The following is a 21,129-nucleotide window of genomic DNA, read 5'->3' as shown; positions in this document are numbered from 1 at the left end:
GTCGCTTATTCGCCGCTAAAAAGCGGGCTCAGGGTGGCTGCCTTCGCGGCGGCCCCCTGCAAGCCCAGGAATTCCAACCAGTTGCCCAGCATCTGATACCCCTGCTCGGTCAAGACCGACTCCGGGTGGTACTGCAAGCCCCACAGCGGGGCTTCCCGGTGGGCCAGGGCCATGATGACTCCCCCAGCCGTCTGGGCAATGATTTCCAGCTCTTCCGGGATGCTCTCGCGCACTGCGGCCAAGGAATGGTACCGGGTCGCGGTGAACGGATTGGCAACGTTGTTGAACACCGGGTGGCCCTCGTGATTAACCAGCGAGGTCTTGCCATGCATCAGTTCTTCAGCATGGGTCACCGTTCCGCCATAGGCCTCGGCCAACGCCTGGTGCCCAAGGCAGACGCCCAGCATCGGCTTGCTCTGCTGTCCGCACCACTTGATCAGATCAATGCTGACACCGGCGCCGGCGGGATCCCCGGGGCCTGGTGAAATCAATACGCCGTCGTATTCGGAAGCCAGCTCGATGGCTTCCTGGACGGTCAAGTCATCGTTGCGATGAACAGTGGTCTCGGCGCCCAATTCCTGGAGATAGCCCACAAGGGTATAGACAAAGCTGTCGTAATTGTCGATCACTAAAATCTTGGTGCTGCTCACGAGGTACTCTGGCCAATCGTTGAATCGGTAAAGGGGCTGATGTACTGGTTCAGCCAAGGGAAAACGTACACCATCAGTAATAGCACGATGGCGGCAATGAGAATCAATGCTTCAAAAATGCGAAGCCACAGGGGGCCGGGAAGGTTTCTGAAAATCCAGGCGTACATTTATTCCTCCTAGCTCGTTGCGTCGATAACCATGTCGCGGATTTCCTTGGGCGGGCCGGCATCCAAGGGCCGCCAATCCGTCAGCTCGGAGTATGCGATCATCCGCTGCTGGGTTGTGTACTTCGGGTGGCAGGTGGTCATGGTCAGGATCGATTTAGTTGGCTCTACTCCCCATTGATGCGGCGTCGGCAGGAGGACGTCGCCGTTGGAAGGAGCGACGATCTCAGTGGCATACCAGGTGTAGGTGTAATACCCCTCGGCCGTTTGCAGATAGATCTTGTCGCCCTTTTGGAGCTTGTCGATGTCCCAGAAAACCTGTCCGTGGGTTTGGCGGTGGGCGGCAACCGCAAAGTTGCCCAGCTCTCCTGGCTGCTGGGTTGACGGGTAATGCCCAATGCCCAGATTGTCGATCACCCGATCCTCAACGCCGTCGGTCACGGGGTGATGCGATCCATGGCTGCCAAAACGCGGGAAGTACATGATCCCGAAGGTCTCCCCCGGCGCAATTTCTGTCACAGGTGCTGGACCGTAGTCTTTTTCATCGTCCGCCGGATCTTCAGAATCAGGGATCACGACATCGCCGAGTTCCTGCACCAGCCCCTGGGTTGCCTGCTGCTGCGCTTGGGCGGAGTCGATATTGGTCCACCACAGTTCCCACGCTACGTAGAGCATCAAGATGATGCCCAAGGTAATGAACAGCTCGCCGAGGAATCCAACAACAACGTTTCCCGCAGACCGAGGCCGGCGTTCCATGCGTCGGCCTTGCACTGTGGCGGATCTGTTCACAGCTCTCAAGCTCCTTAGGGCATTCGTATATAACGATCTGTCACTGCACGCGTGCTGATGCGGGCCAAAACCCCGGAGTTCTCACGGGTTGCGGCTAGTATGGAAGCTACGTAGGAATGCAGCAAGCAGTTCTCAGCATTCTTGTACCCAAGCCTACCGGGAAGACGTTAATGTCTCCCACATTTACTACATTAAGCAGATGAAGCCGAGGGAGCATTCGAGTGCCGGAGTCAAAACCACGACGCAAGAACACAACGCAGGCCCGAGCCGAGCGCCAAAGCGCCCACGCTATCGATAAGCCAATGCCGGGCTGGTACAAGCCGGTCATGTTTGGCCTCATGCTCATAGGCCTGCTCTGGATCATCGTCTACTACATTTCCCAGACCCTATTTCCAATCCCCAACATTGGCGGCTGGAACATCGTAATCGGCTTCGGCATCGCGATGGTCGGATTCTTCATGACAACAGGCTGGAAATAGCACGTTCGCCGGCCCCGAAGGGGCCGGCGAATTTTATTTAAGGGATTTTTCCCTAGTGGCTAACGGCCTTGAGGCCAATAACGCAGCCAACAAGCCCCAGGATGAAGACCGCCTTCAGAAGCGAGAAAGCTTCTTGGCCCGTGGCCATGGAGTAGATCACTGCGAGCGAGGCTCCGATTCCCACCCATATCGCGTAGGCGGTACCCACCGGAATTTCCTTCATCGCGTAGGCCAGACCGGCCATTGATACGATCAGCCCAGCAATGAAGATGATGGTGGGAACGACCTTTGAGAGCCCATCGCTCATCCCCAAAGCTACAGCCCACACGGCCTCGAAAACGCCAGAAATTATAAGTACGATCCAGTACATGCCAGATTTCCCCTCTGGCCGTCTTGTCGCGCTCCGGGTACGGCTCCCTCGTCCGGGTTCAGGCATTCATGGCCTGCAACAAGCTCAGGCTATCAAATGCAGGCCGCTATGACGGGCCGCAGTGACCAGAATGCCATCGATATTGTTGAGCAAGTCGGAGTCAACGGCCCAACGCTGTAAATACAGAGGAACATCCGCGAACCATTGCTCGTGTAGTACCTGGACCCCGGCAGCCTGCGGCAACTGCAATTCCGGAATCATCCCCCATCCCATGCCCGCTTCGATGGCGCTGACATATTTTAGAGAATCTGGAATATGGTGCACCGCGGCCGTTGGACGGCTTCCTGTACCAGCGGCCCGCTCGAGCATGGCATATTGCAGCGGGTCCTCGCGGTCAAAAACCACCATTGGGGTTTTCACCAGTTGTTCGGGGGCTCTTTGGGACAGATACCGGTCGATGATGCGCGGTGAAGCTGCTGCCCGATAGCGCATAGCGCCGAGTTTTTTGCTGACGCATCCTTGCAGGGCTTCGGCCGTTGCTGTGACGACTGCGCTGACTCGACCGGTGCGCAGAAGTTCCAGTCCCCTATTCTCATCGGCGCGAAGAATCTCTATCGATAAATCGTCAATCTCGGCCAGCTCTTCGAAGATCGGGCCAAACCATGTGGACAGCGAGTCGGAATTAACCCCGAGGGCTATGGACAGAGGTTTGCCTGCCGACAGTTCGCGGGCAAATTCTGTGCTGAGCAGCGACATTTGCCGCGCGTAGCGCAGCACCTTATATCCCTGTTCGGTCGGAACGACTGGGCGGCTCCTGACGACAAGAATTGCGCCAACTCGATTTTCAAGGGCCTTGATCCGCTGGCTGACAGCAGAAGGAGTAATCCCCAAATCTATGGATGCGTCGTCAAAGCTTCCAGCATCAACGATGGCCAGAAGGGTCTCGAGATGTTCAACGTCGATATTCACATTAGGAACTCTAATCTAGATTCAGAAAGTTAAGTTCGACTAATGTCATTGAATCTCATACGGTTTTCCCATGACCGCAACTTCTTTTTTCTTCGGACTCACCACCGGCTTATCGCTGATTGTGGCAATCGGTGCGCAAAATGCCTTCGTGCTTCGCCAGGGCATCCGGAAAGAACATGTCTTCATCACTGCCCTTATCTGCTCCCTGTCGGACGCTGCCCTGATATTCGCTGGTGTTAACGGCATGGGCGTCCTGGTTGAACGCGTTCCCTGGCTGCTGGTCGTCGCTAGATTCGGCGGTTTCATATTTCTTGCGAGCTATGCTCTGTTCGCCTTCCGCAGAGCGGTTAAGCCCGATTCCCTCAAAATCTCCGGCCGCGCACAGGCAACAACCGTGCTGTCGGCCATCGGAACCACGCTGGCACTCACCTGGCTCAATCCACACGTGTATATCGACACGGTCCTGCTGCTGGGTTCCGTTGCCGTTGCACAAGGCTCCGGCTCTGGCTGGTTTGCTTTTGGAGCTATCGCTGCAAGCTTCCTCTGGTTTTTTGCGCTGGCCTATGCGGCTCGGTTCCTCGCCCCGGTTTTCGCCAGGCCCAAGGCATGGCAGGTTCTTGATTTCATCATCGGCATATTGATGATGGTCTTCGCAGCCCTGTTGATCTGGCCAGTTTTCACCACGTAATCCACAAGTGCGGGGTGTTATCCACACGGGTTGTGCACAAGTTTTACAAACAGTTGTTCACAAACTTATCCACAGGTGGGGATATCAATTGGCAGGTTGAGGATGTTTTCGTGAAACATCAGGTCAAATGTTGTTTGGAGTTATCAAATGACAAGCGTGTAAGTTATTAACATTGTGGATTCCAGCTGTGGATAAGGGTCATTATCCTCCTGCCGTCAACATTCCAGTGGCTATCGGTTAAACTTTCGAATCCGCAGTTATTAACAAGCTACCGGTTCGTATATGCGCTATCTACAGGGGTTGTTTAAAAGTTATCCACAACTGGGGACAAGGTTGTGAGTATTGGGCAACATTGCTGGAATACCCTTGATTTCCCGGGCTGTCAGGCCTGTTAATAACTCCATGAGCCAGCAAGTTACACAGATGTAAGTTATTAACAGTGTGGATAATCTGTGTGGATAACGACAAGAGCCGTTTTCGAACGATTAACCTGTGAACTTTACTGACTGTGCTGCGACATACACGGCACCTAAAAGCAGTATTGAAAGACCGGACAGAAGCAGCAGCTGTGTTCTGGCTCGTTGTGGATTACTTCTCGGTATCAATACGATGCAGCACGCGGCAAGAATGCCCGTGATCGCTCCGCCCAAGTGTCCCTGCCAGGAGATTCCGGAAACAACAAAGCCCAGGACAACGTTGAGCACCAGAATGATGCCCATTTGCCGCAGCGCCTGCTTATTCGAGCGGTAGACAACAAAGGTAGCGAGGAACAATCCGGCCAAAGCCCCAGAAGCACCCAAGGTGGCGCTCAACGGCGCACTGAGCAACAAGATGCCAAGAGATCCACCGAAAGCGCTAATCAAGTACAGCCATGTAAATCGCAGCCTGCCCAGCTTGGGCTCGAGCAAGGTGCCGAAGATATAGATGCCGTACATGTTCATGCCAAGATGCAGGAATGATCCCATGGAGTGCGCGAAGGCGCTCGTGATCAATCTCCACGGCTCATAGGCAGCTATGGCTGGTGCCAGGACCAATGAATTGGTGAATCCCGGAATGACCCACTGCAGAATATAGACGAAGACGTTCAGCCCAATCACCGCGTAGGTGATGACCGGGGCGCCAGCGCGAAGCCGGCCGCCAAATTCGGTTTTCTGCTGGGGGAGGCTTCTATTGGCTTGGGCAACGCATTCAACGCACTGCACTCCCACTGGAGCGGAAACCTGGCATTCAGGACAGATTGGACGCTCGCATCGGTTGCAAGACACATAGGACACCGTGTGGGGGTGTCGATAACACGTCGGTGTTGCTTGGCCCTGGGGATTAACCTGCCCGTAGGACATCGTTACCTGCCTTGTGTAGTGGGATCGTGCTTAAAGCTCAAGGCCCCGACAACACCATTGGGTGGATCGTCGGGGCCTCGCGGTATTGCGTCGGTGAATTACAGGGTCTCGATATCGACCGAGTTGATGACGACGTCTTCCAGTGGCTTGTCACGGCCATCGGTTGCTACAGCGTTCAGTGCGTCAACTACCTTGCGGGAGTCTGCATCGACAACTTCACCGAAGATGGTGTGCTTGCCCTGCAGCCAGGTGGTTGGAACGGTGGTGATGAAGAACTGCGAACCATTGGTTCCACGGCCCATGCGGATACCCGCGTTGGCCATGGCCAGCTTGTATGGCTCGTTGAAGTTCAGTTCTGGGTGGATCTCATCATCGAACTGGTAGCCCGGACCGCCGAAGCCCTGGCCCAGTGGGTCGCCACCCTGAATCATGAAGTCAGAGATGATGCGGTGGAAGATGGTTCCGCTGTACAGCGGGGTGTTGGTCTTTTGGTCACCGGTCTCTGGGTGTACCCACTCCTGCTCACCGGTCGACAGGCCGACGAAGTTCTTTACGGTCTTAGGTGCATGGTTGCCAAAGAGATCGACAACGATATCGCCCAAAGTAGTGTGAATCGTGGCTTTATGAGTTGCGTTTGCGGTCATGCCTACATTCTTCCATGATCAAGGCGTGAGCCGCTAAATGCTGACGTACGCGTTGAGTGAAAATTTAGAACAATCTCTGATGGCTGCCTGGCTAACACTGGCCTGTGGCGCTGTAACTGCATAGGCTTGAGCTGTCGGATAGCGAGATCCTGTTTCAGTCTGGAGCAATGCATGAGCAAGAAGAGCAAAGTAGGAAAAGTACTAGCCGTAGGCTTGATTGCCGGAATCGTCGCGCTGCTGGTGGCTGTTTGGAAGGCCTCAAAACCCATTGAGGATCCATGGGAAAACGAACCTGCGCCGGCACAGCCTCAGCAGCCTGTCGAGTCTCGCGAAGCAAGCGTAGAAGAAATCCGCGAGATCATTGAAGATGACAAATAAAATCTAGTTACTCACGAGTTTTCGGTTGGGCTTGTCCTCGTATCACGAGGGCAAGCCCAACGAGTATCACCAGAAGACCGGCATAGGTAGCCATGGAAACCACCTGTCCAAGGAACAGCGCCGCCAACAAGGCGGCCCCTGGGATCTCCAAGAGGATCAGTGTTGAAACCGTCAGCGGTCCAAGCACGTTAAGCAGATGATTCATTGCCGTATGCCCAAAGATCTGTGCGCATAAGGTCAGCAAGATGATGCCCAGCCAACCGTGGGCATCGAATCCCCAGATCGGCATGCCCGTGGCAAAACAAAGAAGCAGCAGAGCGAGAGCGGTAATCGCGTAGCAGCTCGAGGCATAGGTTGCTGTCGCCATCGTCCGCCGAGCTACTGATCCGGCCAGGGTGTAAACCGCCGCCAGCACACCGCCGGCCAGGGCCAGCACGTCGCCGAGCAGCGCCTCTGAGCTCAGGCCCATATCGAATCCGGTAATAAGAATGGCGCCGCCAAGCGAGACGGCCATGCCAATGAAAACCTTGGTGCGGTACTGGACGCCGCGCATCACCTGGAACACTGCAATCCAAACACCTTGGATACATACCAATGCGGTGCCGGCAGCGACGCTGGTAAGTCTCATCGAGTACATGAAGCACACAAAGTGCAACGCCAAGGCAAGACCTGCAATGCCCGTGAATACCCATTCGCGTTTGGTCATAGCCAGATAAACGCGCGAGTTTTTTCGAAGCGCCGGAACACTGAGCACTGCCGCTGCCGCGCCATTGCGCCAGAAAGCCATGGACAGCACCGGAACACCAGGGAACGCGGCAATAATTGGCCCGGAAGCCGAGATTCCAATGATCCCGACCAGGGCAAGTAGTAACGTCACTAATTTAGATTACCGGTGCTTTGCACCAAGACAGTCCACCGGCCCCTGGAGGCAGCTTCAAGGACGCGATTCTTGCACGAATCAAGATATTCCAAAATTGAAATATATCCGATTCTTCCCCTGAATTCCGGACTTTTTAGATCTTCTTCCGACGCCAATAAGCAGCGATCATCGCTCCGGACAAGTTATGCCACACGGAGAATACTGCAGCTGGCAATGCCGCCTCCGGCGTGAAATATTGCTTGGCCAATCCGCCGGCCAATCCGGAATTCTGCATGCCAACTTCAATAGCCATCGTGCGCCGTGCGTCCTCTGGCACGCGCATCAGCACACCAATTCCATATCCGAGCATCAGGCCCAACCCGTTGTGCAGAATGACTGCAAGCAAAACCAGCAATCCAGCAGTCAGAATGGCCTGCGCGCTGCCGGCAACAATAATCGTCACTACGAAGGTAATGGCGATGACTGAGATCCACGGCAGGACCCCGGTCACCTTGAGCACAAGCCGGTTTAACAGCATGCGTAGCACCAAGCCCAGGACCACGGGAATCAGAACAATCTGAACAACACTGACGGCCATGGAACCGGCATCAACGGGCATGTACTGGCCCGCCAGCCACAACGCCAACAGGGGAGTGAGCGCCGGTGCAATCAAGGTGGAAACCGAGGTCATCGCCACCGACAGAGCAACATTGCCTCGAGCCAGATAGGAGACTACATTTGACGCGGTTCCGCCCGGTGCGCAACCCACCAGAATCAGGCCGGCAGCGAGCGCGGGATCCAGATGCAGCACCTTGGCGACGAGCCATCCCATGGACGGCATCACGACAAACTGGGCCACCACGCCGCCGAGTACCGGCAACGGGTTCTTAACCACTAGCGCAAAGTCTGGCAGGGTCAGCGTCAAGCCCATGCAGAACATGATCACCATCAACAGGGGACTGATCCATCCGGCAAAGCCGACAAATGTCTGGGGCAGCAGCATGCCGCACAGCCCGCCGAGCAGGATCAGCGCTGGAAAGAGCAGCACCGCAATGCGCGAGTCTTTGTCAATCTTTGCGGTGTCAGCTGCGTCGCGGACCACGCCCGAACTATCATTCAACACCTACGGTATCTTGCCACTAATTGCGGTTTACCAAAAATAGGGAGACAGATGTTAATGCACTGACCCAGTCATATTAACTTTCTTGTCATTGTTGGTCACCATGCTGAAACTGTGAAGGTTGCAATCGTTGCTGAATCGTTCCTTCCCCACTTCAATGGGGTTACCAATTCTATTCTCAAGACGCTGGACCACTTGGCGCTCACCGGGCACGAGGCAGTGGTCATCACGCCTGCAGGTTCCTTGGCCAGCGAGCTGGCAGGTCACGGTGTGCCTCGGCAGTACAAGGGCTTCGCCATCCATACGGTGCCCTCCATGCCCCTGGCCAGCTACCCGGAAGTCCGGGTGGCAACCACCAGTGTTAACCGCTTGCGAAAGATCCTGGCGCGTGAACGCGTGGACGTGGTCCATCTGGCCAGCCCTTTTATTCTGGGGTGGCAGGGATTGCGTGCAGCCCAGGAACTGAATTTGCCCACCGTGGCGCTCTACCAAACCGAAGTTCCCAGCTATGCCGAGCGCTACAAGATGCCCTGGCTGACCCAGCGCCTCTGGGACCATGTCCGCGCCATCCATAGCGCTGCGGACCTGTCGCTGGTTCCCAGCACTTTTTCGTACCGCCAGCTGCAGGATCTGGGCATTGATCGCTTGAGGATCTCAGGCAGGGGAGTGGATACGGCCCAATTCACCCCGCGACGTCGAAATGAGCAATTCAGGCAGGCAGTGGCCCCCAATGGCGAGGTAGTCATCGGCTATGCAGGGCGCCTCGCTGCAGAGAAGCAGGTCGCCGATCTGAAGGCCTTGGCGGACCTGAAGAACACCAGGCTCGTCATCGTAGGTTCTGGGCCGCTGGAGGGTGAGCTGCGGGCTTTGCTGCCCACCGCGCACTTCACTGGATTCCTCTCCGGCGAACGCCTGGCTGAAGTCATGGCCTCCATGGATGTTTTTGTCCATCCAGGCGCCTCGGAGACCTTCTGCCAGACGATCCAGGAGGCCATGGCCTGCGGAGTTCCCGTGGTCGCTGTGGGCCGTGGCGGGCCGCTGGACCTGGTTGATTCCTCGCGCACCGGCTGGCTGTACCAGCCGGGAAATCTCAATGAGCTGCGCAGCCGGGTCAGCGACTTGGTCTACGACGATGCCAAACGCCTTGCTTTTGCCAGTGCCGCCTTGAGCAGCGTGCAGGACCGTTCATGGTTCAGCATTGGCGAGCAGCTGCTGGATCACTACCAGCACGTGCGGATGGCTCGAATCAGCCGCTAATCGGCGCAGATGACCCGGAAATGGAGAAAGGACGGAAAGCAGAAGCTTTCCGTCCTTTTCTGTGGAGCCTAGGAGAATCGAACTCCTGACATTCTGCTTGCAAAGCAGACGCTCTACCAACTGAGCTAAGGCCCCTTATTTATTTATCTGGTGTTCCACACCGACCAATCCAAAAGGATCAATCAAAAAGAATTAGCGGAAAGCTGATGCTTTCCGCCACTCTCTTTTGTGGAGCCTAGGAGAATCGAACTCCTGACATTCTGCTTGCAAAGCAGACGCTCTACCAACTGAGCTAAGGCCCCAAAAGCTTTAGGAAACTTGATCGGCTACCTGATGCCAGGTTTCCTTTGTTTCCGAAGAAGCCTTCGCTTTCTTGACCAAGACTACCGCAGCAGCCGCAATCGTTGCGAGAACCAGGAACTTTTTCATTACTTCCTCTTTCTCTCCAGCAAGGTTTCCGTGGGCGTACCAAGACTTGAACTTGGGACCTCTTCGTTATCAGCGAAGCGCTCTAACCGCCTGAGCTATACGCCCTTGCTTTTGTTTGTTCCCTTTGGAACGAAATAAAACTCTACCGGGGATTTCCAGAAGATACAAATCGAGCCCGGGTGTCATGCATCACAACATGAAACCCGGGCTCGACTAGGGGTGTTTCTAGTCGTCGGTGAGGGTTACACCGATGCCGCCAACCAGCGATGCGGCAATGTTGTACAGCACCGCACCCAGCATGGAGACGATGGATATGACCACGACGTTCACCACGGCAATGATTGTCGCGTAGGAGGCCACCTGTCCCAGGGACATGCTCTGGCGCAGGTCGAAGCCGCCTTCAGCCATGGCATCGCGAATCAGCGTGTTGAATGCGTCAAACGTGCCCATCAGGTCCAGCAGGGCCCAGATGCCCACAGCAGCGACTACGGTGATGACACCGAAGGCTACCGAGAGCAGGAAGGCCAGCTTCAGTACCGAGAAGGGCTCAACCTTGGAAACCAGCAGGCGTGCCTTGCGGACCTTGGCCTTGGGCGCCGGGCGAACCAGGCGCTCCTGGCCGTTAGCCGGACGCTGGGCGGCCGGGCGGGCGCCTGCAGGGCGAGCCTGGCCGGCAGCTGGCTTGGCGCCTGCTGCGGCTGGGCGGCTGCCGGTGCCAGTTGGTGCCGGACGCTTTACCTGGGTAGGTCGCGGCGCTTCGCTCTTCGGGGCACTGCCGCTGGGGCGTGGCGTCGAGGGCGTGCTCATGCGTTACCTCCGTTAGTGGTGTCATCTTCCTGGGCGCCCGATTCGGTTTCCGGCGCGGTGGATGACTGATCGATCGTGTTTTCTGCGTCCAACGTTACGGCATCTTCCTCCAAGTTCTCTTCGAGCTCGGTCTCCGAGTTCTTGGCAACCGCAATAATGTTGTCCTTCTTATCCGGCTTGGCGAAGATGACGCCCATGGTGTCGCGGCCCTTGGCAGGAACCTGCGCCGCGGCCGAGCGGACCACCTTGCCCGAGCCCATGACCACGAGGACCTCATCGGTCTCGTCGACGATCATCGCGCCCACCAGCTCGCCGCGTTCCTCGTTGAGCTTGGCCACCTTAATGCCCAAGCCACCACGGGATTGCACGCGGTATTCGGCGACCTCGGTGCGCTTGGCATAGCCCTCGTTGGTCACCGTGAACACGAAGGAATCCTCGCGGACCACGTCGGCGGCCAGCAGCTCGTCGCCCTCGCGGAACTTCATGCCGGTCACGCCGCTGGTCGCGCGGCCCATCGGGCGCAGCGCGGTGTCGGTGGCGGTGAAGCGCACCGACTGGCCCTTGCGCGAGACGAGCATCACATCATCGGATTCGCTGACCAGCTGCGCGGAGACCAGTTCGTCGTCGTCGCGCAGGTTGATGGCGATCACCCCGGCAGTGCGGTTGGTGTCGTAGTCCTCCAGGCGGGTCTTCTTCACCAGGCCGTTGCGGGTAGCCAGCATCAGGTAGGCAGCGTCCTGGTAGGTGCGCAGATCCAGCACCTGGGCGATGTGCTCATCGGGCTGGAAGGCCATCACGTTCGCCACGTGCTGGCCCTTGGCGTCGCGGCCGGCTTCGGCCAGCTCGTAGCACTTGGTGCGGTACACGCGGCCGTGGTTGGTGAAGAACAGCAGCCAGTTGTGCGTGGAGGTGACGAAGAAGTGCTCCACCACGTCGTCCCCGCGCAGGTTCGCGCCCTTGATGCCCTTGCCGCCGCGGGCCTGCGAGCGGTAGTTGTCGATGCGGGTGCGCTTGACGTAGCCGCCGCGGGTGATGGTGACGACCATTTCCTCTTCGGGAATCAGGTCCTCGACGCTCATGTCGCCGTCGTAGCCCATGAGGATCTTGGTGCGGCGGTCATCGCCGTGCTTGTCCACGATCTCGCCGAGTTCTTCGGCGACGATTTCGCGCTGGCGGGCAGGGGAAGCGATGATGGCCTGGAATTCGGCGATCATGCGCTCGAGCTCAGCGTGGCGATCCTGGATCTTCTGGCGCTCGAGGGCGGCCAGGCGGCGCAGCTGCATATCCAGGATGGCGCGGGCCTGGTCCTCGTCGATGCTCAGCAGCTCCATCAGCCCGTCGCGGGCCGCCTCGGTGGTGGCCGAACGGCGGATCAGCGCGATGACCTCGTCAAGGGCGTCCAGCGCCTTGAGCAGGCCGCGCAGGATGTGGGCCTCTTCTTCGGCCTTCTTCAGGCGGAACTGGGTGCGGCGCACGATCACTTCGATCTGGTGGGTCACCCAGTGGCGGATGAACCCGTCCAGCGGCAGGGTGCGCGGCACCCCGTCGACGATCGCGAGCATGTTCGCCGAGAAGTTGGTCTGCAGCTCGGTGTGCTTGTACAGGTTGTTCAGCACCACCTTGGCCACGGCATCGCGCTTGAGCACGATGACCAGGCGCTGGCCGGTGCGGCCCGAGGTCTCGTCGCGCATATCGGCGATGCCGGCGATCTTGCCGTCGCGGACCAGCTCGGCGATCTTCACCGCGAGGTTGTCCGGGTTGGCCATGTACGGCAGCTCGGTGACCACCAGGCAGGTGCGGCCCTGGATTTCCTCCACGTTGACGACTGCGCGCATGGTGATCGAGCCGCGGCCGGTGCGGTAGGCGTCGGCGATGCCCTTGGTGCCCAGGATCATCGCGCCGGATGGGAAGTCCGGGCCCTTCACGCGCAGCATCAGCTCGGCGAGCAGCTCCTCGCGGGTGGCTTCCGGGTTCTTCAGGTACCACTGCACGCCCTCGGCCACTTCGCGCAGGTTGTGCGGCGGAATGTTGGTGGCCATGCCCACGGCGATGCCGGAGGAGCCGTTGACCAGAAGGTTCGGGAAGCGCGCCGGCAGAACGGTAGGTTCCTGGTTCTTGCCGTCGTAGTTGTCCTGGAAATCAACGGTGTTCTCGTTGATGTCGCGGACCATTTCCATGGCCAGCGGGGCCATCTTGGTTTCGGTGTAACGCTGGGCGGCGGCGCCGTCGTTGCCCGGGGAGCCGAAGTTGCCCTGGCCCAGGGCCAGCGGGTAGCGCATGACCCAGTCCTGGATCAGGCGGACCAGCGCATCGTAGATTGCGGTGTCGCCGTGCGGGTGGTACTGGCCCATGACTTCGCCGACCACGCGGGCGCACTTGTTGTAGGCGCGCTCGGGGCGGTAGCCGCCGTCGAACATCGCGTACAGCACGCGGCGGTGCACGGGCTTGAGTCCATCGCGCACGTCGGGCAGCGCACGGCCGACGATGACGGCCATGGCGTAGTCCAGGTAGGACCGCTGCATTTCGGTCTGCAGGTCGATCTGGTCGATGCGCCCGCCCTCATGGACCGGCTCGAGGACCTCGCCGTCCATGGGTTCGTTCTCAGGGGTTTGCTCGTCGCTCAATTTTTTCCCTTACAAGTCAAAAAGTCTTCGGTGGATGATCTTTCGGCGCGGCCGATCAGATATCCAGGAAGCGCACGTCCTTGGCGTTCTGCTGGATGAAGTTGCGGCGGGACTCGACATCCTCGCCCATCAGCACGGAGAAGACCTCGTCTGCGGCTGCGGCGTCATCCATGGTGACCTGGCGCAGCGTGCGGTGCTCCGGATCCATGGTGGTGTCCCACAATTCCGAGTAGTCCATCTCGCCCAGGCCCTTGTAGCGCTGGATGCCGTTGTCCTTGGGCAGGCGCTTGTTGCCGGCCTGGCCGGCCAGCAGCGCGTCATCGCGTTCCTTGTCGGAGAACACGTAGTCGTGCGGGGCGTTGGACCACTTGATGCGGTACAGCGGAGGAGCGGCCAGGAAAACGTAGCCGTGCTCGATCAGCGGGCGCATGAAGCGGAAGATCAGGGTCAGCAGCAAGGTGGTGATGTGCTGGCCGTCGACGTCCGCATCGGCCATCAGCACGATCTTGTGGTAGCGCAGCTTGGCCATGTCGAACTCTTCGCCGATGCCGGTGCCGAAGGCGGTGATCATCGCCTGCACCTCGGCATTGCCCAGCGCGCGATCCAGGCGGGCCCGCTCCACGTTCAGGATCTTGCCGCGCAGCGGCAGGATGGCCTGGGTGTGAGGGTCGCGTCCGCGCTTGGCCGAGCCGCCTGCGGAGTCGCCCTCCACGATGAACACCTCGCACTCGACGGGGTTCTTCGAGGAGCAGTCCGAGAGCTTGCCGGGCATGCCGAAGGATTCCATCGGCGACTTGCGGCGGGCGTTGTCGCGGGCCTTGCGCGCGGCCATGCGGGCCTGCGAGGCCAGCTGCGCCTTGCGGATGATGTCGCGCGCCACGTTCGGATTGCGCTCGAACCAGTCGCTGAGCTCTTCGTTGACCACGCCCTGGACGAATCCGCGGGCGATCGAGTTGCCCAGCTTGGTCTTGGTCTGGCCTTCGAACTGCGGCTCGGAGAGCTTGACCGAAATGACTGCGGTCAACCCTTCGCGGGCGTCCTCGCCGGTGAGGTTGTCGTCCTTTTCGCGCAGGATCTTGTTATCGCGTGCGTAGCGGTTGAGCAGGCCGGTCAGGGCCGCGCGGAAGCCTTCTTCGTGGGTTCCGCCCTCATGGGTGTTGATGGTGTTCGCATAGGTGTGCACGGACTCGGCGTAGGCGCTGGTCCACTGCATGGCGATTTCCACGCTGATGCCGCGGGCCGCATCCTCGGATTCGAAGGCGATGACCTCGTCGTGGACCAGTTCGACCTTTTTGGCGGCATTCAGGTGCTTGACGTAATCCAGCAGGCCGTCCTTGTACAGGTAGTCCACGGTACGCGGCTTGACTACCTGGTTTTCGATCTCTTCTTCGACTTCGGCTTCGGGCTCGGCGTTTTCGGGAATGCGCTCGTCGGTCAGTGTGATCCGCAGGCCCTTGTTCAGGAAGGCCATCTGCTGGAAGCGGGCACGCAGCGTTTCGAAGTCGAATTCGGTGGTCTCGAAGATTTCCGGATCCGGGTAGAAGGTCTGGCTGGTGCCGGTGAGCTCGGTTTCCTCGCCCTGGGTCAGCGGACTGGTGGTGACGCCGCCGTTGCCGAAGCTGATGCGCCATGCGTGGCCCTGGCGGCGCACGACAGTGTCCACCCGGCGCGAGAGCGCGTTAACCACGGAAATGCCCACGCCGTGCAGGCCGCCGGACACGGCATAGCCGCCGCCGCCGAACTTGCCGCCGGCGTGCAGGATGGTCATGACTACCTCAACGGTGGGCTTGCCCTCGGTGGGGTGCACATCCACGGGGATGCCTCGGCCGTTGTCTTCACAACGCACGCCGCCATCGGCCTGCAGGGTGACGTTGATGGTGTCGCAGTATCCCGCCAATGCCTCATCGACGGAGTTGTCGACAACTTCGTAAACCAAGTGGTGCAGGCCGCGAGGGCCAGTGGAACCGATGTACATGCCCGGACGTTTGCGTACCGCTTCGAGTCCTTCGAGGACGGTAATATCCTGGGCGCCATAGGTATGTTCGACTTTGGAAGTCATCGATTCCGCGGGAACTTGGCTTTCTGCCGGATCCTGCGGTGAAGCATTTTCAGTAGACACGGGTGCTACGAACTCCTCGAATTTGGCGCGCGATCACTTTCGGCACTCAGTGCAGCATCTCCGGTGATCATGGTCTGGAGGGGCATCGCCACAGGGCTTAACCCGCAGCAACGCCATTTCACTACCTCTAATTCTACCGCGTAGAGCAAAATAATCGGTGCTCCTGTGGCCTAAATCAGCCACATAAAGCTAGTAATTGACCATCTGAGCCAGTTTCGGAGCTCAAGTGAGGGGGGATCCACCCTCCGGGTCCGTTAGTGCGCCATGTGCCGTATCAGCAATTTTCACCCATAGGTGTCTCGAGGGCCGCGGCCGGCCACCGAACGCATCCCATGGCGCCAGGAAGGCGCATTCGGACCGAGCACCTTGAGCACGGTGACGATCCCGGGGCCCAATTCCGCATCGAATTTCTTCAGAATATCGTGGCTGAGTAGGCGCATTTGCGCAGCTCGTGCGGTTGTATCGCAGCGCATCACCACTACCGTATCTTCAAAAGACTCCGGTTTGCAGTGCTTCGCGTTGTCTTCGCCGATGATGTCAGCCCATCGGCCAAGCACCGACCCAACAGCGACCTGTGTATTCCAGCCGCGGGATTTGGACAAGCGCGAAACGACTTCGCCAATAGCACGCGGGTCGCGAATTGCGCCCTCGGAAGATTCCGGTTTTTCCGCAGCGAATCCGCGACGGGCAGCTTGGCGCTTGCGGACCTTTTCCATTCGCGCCGCGTCAACGCGTCGCTCGCCGCGTTCTTCGGCGAGCTTGCGCATCCGGTTCAGCAATGCCGTGGCGGCGTCGATTTCCGGATCAAAACGATGTTCGTCGCGTTCTTCGGGTTCACGCATCGACGACCTGGCCAGGGGATACCTGGAAGAAATGTCCCTTCAGGGCTTCGGGAACATCTTCGGCAACTGCGGCGGTGACCAGTACTTGCTCGGCTCCGGCAACGATATGCGCCAGCCGGTCCCGGCGAGTGGTGTCGAGCTCGGCAAAAACGTCGTCCAGGATTAAGATGGGTCCAGAACCTGGGCGTGGATCATCGTCGCCGAAGACGCGATAGGCAGCAAGCCGCAGGGCCAGGGCAAAGGACCAGGTTTCACCGTGGGATGCATAGCCTTTGGCCGGAGTCGGGCCGAGAATCAAGGCAAGATCATCACGGTGCGGGCCAAACAGCGAGATGCCCCGGTCAAGTTCGCGGCTGCGGTTTGCCTCAATGGCATTGAGCAGGAGCTCTTGAATTTCTTCCTGGTTCAGCTCCTCAAGCGAAGCGGCGGGAAGGCTGTTCTCGTCGCTTTCGCTCTCCAAGGACGATCGGTAGATTGCCCTTGCGTCTTTGGCGCCATCGGCCAGGTCGGCATACGCCGCCTGCATATATGGCCTAATCAGCATAAGAACATCGAGACGTCCGCGAATAAGCCGCGCACCGCAGGTCGCCAGCTGCAAGTCCCAGGCCCTCAGCGTGTTTTCCTGCGATGAACTGAGCTTGGACTTTCCTCGAATCGACTTCAGCAGCGCGTTGCGCTGCTTCACGATGCGTTCGTAGTCGCTTTTGGTTCCCGCTTCTACTGGATGCAAGGCAACAAGAAGTTCGTCCAGGAACTTGCGCCGATGCGAAGGGTCGCCCTTCACCAATGACAAGTCCTCTGGGGCAAATAACACGGTTCTGACCAAGCCGAGAATCTCGCGTGCCCGCACGGGATTGGCGCGGTTGATCCTGGCCCGGTTGAGCTTGCCGCTGGTGATCTCGACTTCCAGCGTTGTGGTTTGGCTTCCGCGATGCACGGTGCCTCGGATGAGCGCCCGTTCCGAACCAAAATTCAGCAGGGGAGCATCGTTGCTGACTCGGTGCGAAGCCAAGTTAGCCAGGTAGCCGATGGATTCAACGATGTTGGTTTTGCCAACACCGTTGGGGCCAATGAGCACGTTGATGCCAGGAGCCAGGTGCACGTCGGCCTGCGCATACGAGCGGAAACTCGTGAGTGAAAGCTGCGATATATACACCGAGGTCCTGACAGAAACGAGGTGGTGGAGGAAAAATCATCCACCACGCAATTGGGCTAGTTCGAGTTTGGCAAGCGTACCGGCATCACGAGGTAGCGGTACTGATCCTGATCGGCTTCATCCAGCTTTTTCTGACCCGTGAGCATGGCTGGCTTTGGGGCGCTGGTGAAGGAGAAGCGCACGAAGTCGGTGGTGAACGAGTTCAAGCCTTCTGAAAGGAAGGTTGGATTGAAGGCAACCACAATGTCCTCGCCGCGCAATGAGGCAACAATGGCTTCTTCTGCCTGGGCATCCTCGCCGGTCCCGGCGTCCAAGGTCAGCTGGCCATCGGTGAATGCCATGCGTACCGGCGTATTGCGTTCGGCAACAACTGATACACGGCGTACTGCTTCCATGAGTTCGCTGGTGCGAACCGTTGCATGGATTGGGGTGTCGCTTGGGAACAGCGAACGAATCTTTGGGTATTCGCCATTGATCAGCAAAGACGTGGTGCGGCGGTTGGAGCTTTCAAAACCAACCATGTCGCCCTTTTCGCTGATGGCCAGCTTCAGTTCTCCAGCGCCCGAGAGGGTCTTGGCAACTTCGCTCAGAGTCTTGGCCTTGATCAAGAACGAGGTGGAGATCTCCGACGTATTTGGAGTCCAGTTCAGTTCACGTAGCGCCAAGCGGTAGCGGTCAGTAGCCAGGAAAGTGATTAGATCATTTTCAATCTCAACCTTGATGCCGGTAAGCACTGGAAGAGTGTCATCCTTGGAAGCTGCAACGATGACCTGGGCAACAGCAGCAGAGAAAGCCTGGCCATCAATGGTGCCGGCAATTGCTGGAAGATCCGGCAACGTTGGGTATTCATCAACTGGCATGGTGGCCAAGTGGAAGCGAGAGCGGCCACAGGTCAATGAAATCTTTGAACCCTCGGTTTCCAAAGTCACCGTGGAATTTGGCAATGAGCGGGTGATCTCAGCCAAGAGCTTGCCTGAGACCAGGATCGAGCCTTGCTCAGAGATATCTGCAGGAATCTCGATATGCGAAGAAATCTCATAATCAAAACCCTCGAGGCGAACTAGGCCTTCGTGGGTGGTGATCAAAATGCCAGCCAGTACTGGTGAGGGTGGGCGTTGTGCCAGGGACCGTGCGGTCCAGGATACGGCTTCTGCCAATACATCCTTTTCAACGCTGAACTTCACGAAAAATCCGCCTTTCGGACACCCTTGAGTCTTAAGTCAGGCCAAGAAGGTTGTTCCCTCGCCAAGTTCTTAAGCATAGAGCAGGTAGTTGCACGTTTTCTCCATCTAATCTTGCCACGTCCTGCAGATGCAAAGGCAGCCCTCGATTTCATTTGTTGATGAGAGAGCTGCGAAGGCAAATTTTGAACAGGTTTGGTTCGCGAGTCAGGAGTGGACTCGTTATTTGGATGAATAAGTGTTTAAAGGAGGAGTGTTAATAACCCCTGTTGATACTGTGGATAAGCCTTGAATCCCCAGACCCTACGGCAATTGTGCATGTGAACAATCTGTGGTTGAAGCTGACACTGAGTTCCAAGGTCTTGTTGAAACTCAGTTCCACGATTTTTAACGTCCACATGGGTCTCCACCTTTATCCGCAGGTAGTCACCAGATCGTCCACAGATTTATCCACACCTGTGGTTTCTTGTTATTCAGTGTTCCCGCTGGCTCTGCTTGATGCGGTTCGTTAGCTCGGTGACTTGGTTAAAGATGGCTCGACGCTCCGCCATAAGCTCTCGGATCTTGCGATCCGCGTGAATCACGGTCGTGTGGTCACGCCCGCCAAGTTCGGCACCGATCTTTGGCAAAGACATGTCGGTAAGCTCACGCAGCAGATACATGGCGATCTGGCGAGCAGTAACCAAAGTACGGGTTCGAGACTTGCTGTTCAGCTCATCAATGGACAGCCCGAAGTACTCGGCTGTTTGCTTGATAATTGTCGACGGGGTGATTTCCTGGGCTCCGTCTTCACTGATCAAGTCCTTGAGCACGGTTTCGGCCAGGGCAAGGTCAACGGCCTGATTATTCAATGAAGCGAATGCGGTGACTCGAATCAAGGCACCTTCAAGCTCGCGGATGTTCGTGGAGATGCGCGAAGCGATGTACTCCATCACGTCACCTGGAGCCGAGAGATTTTCTGCATCGGCCTTCTTGCGCAGAATCGCAATACGCGTCTCGAGCTCTGGCGGCTGAATATCAGTGAGCAGACCCCACTCGAAACGAGAACGCATGCGGTCTTCAAAGCCCTGAAGCTGCTTTGGCGGCAGATCAGAGGTGATCACAACCTGCTTGTTGTGGTTATGCAGCGCATTGAAGGTGTGGAAGAACTCTTCCTGGGTAGCGTCCTTGTTGGCCAGGAACTGAATATCGTCAATGAGCAAGATGTCGACGTTGCGATAAGTCTGCTTGAAGCTTGCGCCCTCATCATCACGAATGGAGTTGATGAAGTCGTTGGTGAACTCTTCTGAATTGACGTAGCGAACGCGGATGCCCTTGTAGAGGTGTCGTGCGTAATGGCCGATGGCGTGGAGCAGGTGAGTCTTGCCCAACCCGGAGTCGCCGTAGATAAACAGCGGGTTGTAGGCCTTGGCCGGTGCTTCGGCAACAGCAACTGCCGCGGCATGCGCGAAGCGGTTCGAGGAGCCAATCACGAAGGTATCGAAAATGTACTTCGGATTCAGGCGGCCGAACTCTTGAGAATTTGATGGGGGAGTCGGCTGCGGTGCCGGCTGCGGTCGCGGGCCCGGAGGCTCGGTCACCGCCGGAGCGGCTGGTGCCGGCGCACTGGTTTCGGGGACTTCTTCATCCATCTCATCCGACAGCGACAGATCAACACTGACGGCACATCGAATGTCGTCCTGGAATACTTCGCGTAGTGCTTCATCCAGCGGTTCGCGCAGCTGGGTCTGCAAAATGTCGCGGGTCAGGTCATTGGGAACTGCCACGAGCAGAGTCGTGCCAATCAGACCTTGGGGCTTCGCCAACGACACAAAGGCACGGTAGCGCGCCTTGACTCGATCATCGTCTTCGATCTTTCGAATTACCTGGCGCCAGGAGCTACCAATGCTATTGGTCTCGTCGCTGCTCACTAAGGGCGCCCCACTCTCGTCAAAAATGCAATGTTAGTCACACGAATCCTGTTTCCAGGGCTCGAAAACGACGTTTTTTGGACGACGTCTCCATTGATTCTATCCACCATCCACACAGTTATGCACAGCCAGGTGGAAAAAGTTGACCCCAAAGGTGTGGAAAACGGGTTTTCCCTTGAAAATGTGCGTTTTAAGCTTCGAGATGACTAGCACTTTCATGTGAACATGTGAATTTTCTTTCCTTCTTCACGGAAGTAATCCACAACTTTGGGGTAGATTATTCACAGGCCATCATTTCTGATCCGGCTTGTTGGCGGTAGTTCCGCGCCAATTTGACCTACGGCGCGCATTTTT

21 protein-coding genes, 3 tRNA genes and 1 riboswitch are annotated in these 21,129 nt (G+C 57.7%); of the genes, 4 read left to right on the top strand and 20 right to left on the bottom strand.

The genetic code is table 11. The features are described from left to right. Window positions 1–5: 5 nt before the first annotated feature. The 3 genes from AOZ07_RS00110 to AOZ07_RS00105 are packed head-to-tail and all read right to left on the bottom strand — an operon-like array spanning window position 6 to window position 1,603. On the bottom strand, window positions 6–650 hold the full coding sequence (locus AOZ07_RS00110) for an anthranilate synthase component II (RefSeq protein WP_060700151.1): 645 nt from the start codon (window positions 648–650) through the stop codon (window positions 6–8). Continuing rightward, the gene (locus tag AOZ07_RS18570) at window positions 647–817 is read right to left on the bottom strand and encodes a hypothetical protein (RefSeq protein ID WP_022874476.1); all 171 of its coding nucleotides are present in this window, start codon (window positions 815–817) and stop codon (window positions 647–649) included. Before AOZ07_RS18570 ends, AOZ07_RS00110 begins: the two co-directional genes overlap by 4 nt. Window positions 818–826: 9 nt before the next feature. Further along, window positions 827–1,603 carry a class E sortase gene (locus AOZ07_RS00105; RefSeq protein ID WP_060700150.1) on the bottom strand — a complete coding sequence of 259 codons (777 nt, stop codon included), beginning with the start codon at window positions 1,601–1,603 and terminating at the stop codon, window positions 827–829. A gap of 221 nt (window positions 1,604–1,824) precedes the next feature. Between AOZ07_RS00105 and AOZ07_RS00100 the strand changes: the two genes are divergently transcribed. After that, window positions 1,825–2,082, top strand: coding sequence for a cell division protein CrgA (locus AOZ07_RS00100; RefSeq protein WP_060700149.1), 258 nt, complete (start codon window positions 1,825–1,827; stop codon window positions 2,080–2,082). 52 nt (window positions 2,083–2,134) lie between these two features. Here AOZ07_RS00100 and AOZ07_RS00095 read toward each other — a convergent pair whose 3' ends face one another. Then, window positions 2,135–2,452, bottom strand: coding sequence for a DMT family transporter (locus AOZ07_RS00095; protein ID WP_060700148.1), 318 nt, complete (start codon window positions 2,450–2,452; stop codon window positions 2,135–2,137). A gap of 13 nt (window positions 2,453–2,465) precedes the next feature. Beyond that, window positions 2,466–2,532: riboswitch (guanidine-III (ykkC-III) riboswitch) on the bottom strand. Between the two features lie 4 nt (window positions 2,533–2,536). After that, window positions 2,537–3,421 carry an ArgP/LysG family DNA-binding transcriptional regulator gene (locus tag AOZ07_RS00090; RefSeq protein ID WP_060700147.1) on the bottom strand — a complete coding sequence of 295 codons (885 nt, stop codon included), beginning with the start codon at window positions 3,419–3,421 and terminating at the stop codon, window positions 2,537–2,539. A gap of 70 nt (window positions 3,422–3,491) precedes the next feature. On the opposite strand from AOZ07_RS00090, the gene AOZ07_RS00085 reads away from it, so the two are divergent. Continuing rightward, entirely contained in the window at window positions 3,492–4,109 is a 618-nt protein-coding gene (locus tag AOZ07_RS00085; protein WP_060700146.1) for a LysE/ArgO family amino acid transporter, read from the top strand. A gap of 485 nt (window positions 4,110–4,594) precedes the next feature. On the opposite strand, the gene AOZ07_RS00080 is transcribed toward AOZ07_RS00085, so the two are convergent. Then, window positions 4,595–5,317, bottom strand: a complete 723-nt coding sequence (locus AOZ07_RS00080; RefSeq protein WP_060700145.1) for a rhomboid family intramembrane serine protease — start codon at window positions 5,315–5,317, stop codon at window positions 4,595–4,597. Between the two features lie 230 nt (window positions 5,318–5,547). Further along, complete coding sequence (locus AOZ07_RS00075) at window positions 5,548–6,093, bottom strand: peptidylprolyl isomerase (RefSeq protein ID WP_060700144.1); 546 nt, start codon at window positions 6,091–6,093, stop codon at window positions 5,548–5,550. A gap of 171 nt (window positions 6,094–6,264) precedes the next feature. Between AOZ07_RS00075 and AOZ07_RS00070 the strand changes: the two genes are divergently transcribed. Next, the gene (locus AOZ07_RS00070; protein WP_060700143.1) at window positions 6,265–6,471 is read left to right on the top strand and encodes a hypothetical protein; all 207 of its coding nucleotides are present in this window, start codon (window positions 6,265–6,267) and stop codon (window positions 6,469–6,471) included. 7 nt (window positions 6,472–6,478) lie between these two features. Here the strand turns inward: AOZ07_RS00070 and AOZ07_RS00065 are convergent, their stop codons facing one another. Together AOZ07_RS00065 and AOZ07_RS00060 are read right to left on the bottom strand one after the other, a co-directional pair. Next, window positions 6,479–7,348, bottom strand: a complete 870-nt coding sequence (locus AOZ07_RS00065) for a DMT family transporter (RefSeq protein ID WP_060700142.1) — start codon at window positions 7,346–7,348, stop codon at window positions 6,479–6,481. Between the two features lie 136 nt (window positions 7,349–7,484). Next, window positions 7,485–8,450 carry a bile acid:sodium symporter family protein gene (locus AOZ07_RS00060; protein ID WP_075972542.1) on the bottom strand — a complete coding sequence of 322 codons (966 nt, stop codon included), beginning with the start codon at window positions 8,448–8,450 and terminating at the stop codon, window positions 7,485–7,487. Window positions 8,451–8,564: 114 nt separating this feature from the next. Here AOZ07_RS00060 and AOZ07_RS00055 point away from each other — a divergent pair, with 114 nt between their 5' ends. Further along, window positions 8,565–9,707 carry a glycosyltransferase family 4 protein gene (locus AOZ07_RS00055; RefSeq protein ID WP_060700140.1) on the top strand — a complete coding sequence of 381 codons (1,143 nt, stop codon included), beginning with the start codon at window positions 8,565–8,567 and terminating at the stop codon, window positions 9,705–9,707. Between the two features lie 62 nt (window positions 9,708–9,769). On the opposite strand, the gene AOZ07_RS00050 is transcribed toward AOZ07_RS00055, so the two are convergent. From AOZ07_RS00050 to dnaA, 11 genes are all read right to left on the bottom strand, one after another. Beyond that, a tRNA-Ala gene (locus AOZ07_RS00050) sits at window positions 9,770–9,842 on the bottom strand. A gap of 94 nt (window positions 9,843–9,936) precedes the next feature. Beyond that, window positions 9,937–10,009: transfer RNA gene (locus AOZ07_RS00045), tRNA-Ala, on the bottom strand. Window positions 10,010–10,016: 7 nt separating this feature from the next. Continuing rightward, the gene (locus tag AOZ07_RS18985; RefSeq protein WP_211200386.1) at window positions 10,017–10,136 is read right to left on the bottom strand and encodes a DLW-39 family protein; all 120 of its coding nucleotides are present in this window, start codon (window positions 10,134–10,136) and stop codon (window positions 10,017–10,019) included. A 31-nt stretch (window positions 10,137–10,167) separates the two neighbouring features. Further along, window positions 10,168–10,241, bottom strand: a tRNA-Ile gene (locus AOZ07_RS00040). A 120-nt stretch (window positions 10,242–10,361) separates the two neighbouring features. Then, on the bottom strand, window positions 10,362–10,943 hold the full coding sequence (locus tag AOZ07_RS00035; protein WP_060700139.1) for a DUF3566 domain-containing protein: 582 nt from the start codon (window positions 10,941–10,943) through the stop codon (window positions 10,362–10,364). Further along, window positions 10,940–13,567, bottom strand: a complete 2,628-nt coding sequence (gene gyrA / locus AOZ07_RS00030; protein WP_060700138.1) for a DNA gyrase subunit A — start codon at window positions 13,565–13,567, stop codon at window positions 10,940–10,942. Before gyrA ends, AOZ07_RS00035 begins: the two co-directional genes overlap by 4 nt. Window positions 13,568–13,622: 55 nt before the next feature. Next, window positions 13,623–15,626, bottom strand: a complete 2,004-nt coding sequence (gyrB, locus tag AOZ07_RS00025) for a DNA topoisomerase (ATP-hydrolyzing) subunit B (RefSeq protein WP_207758473.1) — start codon at window positions 15,624–15,626, stop codon at window positions 13,623–13,625. 344 nt (window positions 15,627–15,970) lie between these two features. After that, window positions 15,971–16,528 carry a DciA family protein gene (locus AOZ07_RS00020; protein WP_060700136.1) on the bottom strand — a complete coding sequence of 186 codons (558 nt, stop codon included), beginning with the start codon at window positions 16,526–16,528 and terminating at the stop codon, window positions 15,971–15,973. Further along, window positions 16,521–17,684 carry a DNA replication/repair protein RecF gene (gene recF / locus AOZ07_RS00015; protein WP_060700135.1) on the bottom strand — a complete coding sequence of 388 codons (1,164 nt, stop codon included), beginning with the start codon at window positions 17,682–17,684 and terminating at the stop codon, window positions 16,521–16,523. Before recF ends, AOZ07_RS00020 begins: the two co-directional genes overlap by 8 nt. A 56-nt stretch (window positions 17,685–17,740) precedes the next feature. Continuing rightward, a complete protein-coding gene (dnaN, locus tag AOZ07_RS00010; protein ID WP_060700134.1) occupies window positions 17,741–18,868 on the bottom strand; it encodes a DNA polymerase III subunit beta in 1,128 nt (375 codons plus the stop codon). A gap of 470 nt (window positions 18,869–19,338) precedes the next feature. Continuing rightward, window positions 19,339–20,775, bottom strand: coding sequence for a chromosomal replication initiator protein DnaA (dnaA, locus tag AOZ07_RS00005; protein WP_060700133.1), 1,437 nt, complete (start codon window positions 20,773–20,775; stop codon window positions 19,339–19,341). Between the last annotated feature and the right edge of the window lie 354 nt (window positions 20,776–21,129).

It is taken from the genome of Glutamicibacter halophytocola (genome assembly GCF_001302565.1).
Lineage (GTDB): Bacteria > Actinomycetota > Actinomycetes > Actinomycetales > Micrococcaceae > Glutamicibacter > Glutamicibacter halophytocola.
The sequence above is the reverse complement of the archived record's forward strand: the minus strand, read 5'-3'. Positions and strand labels throughout refer to the sequence as shown.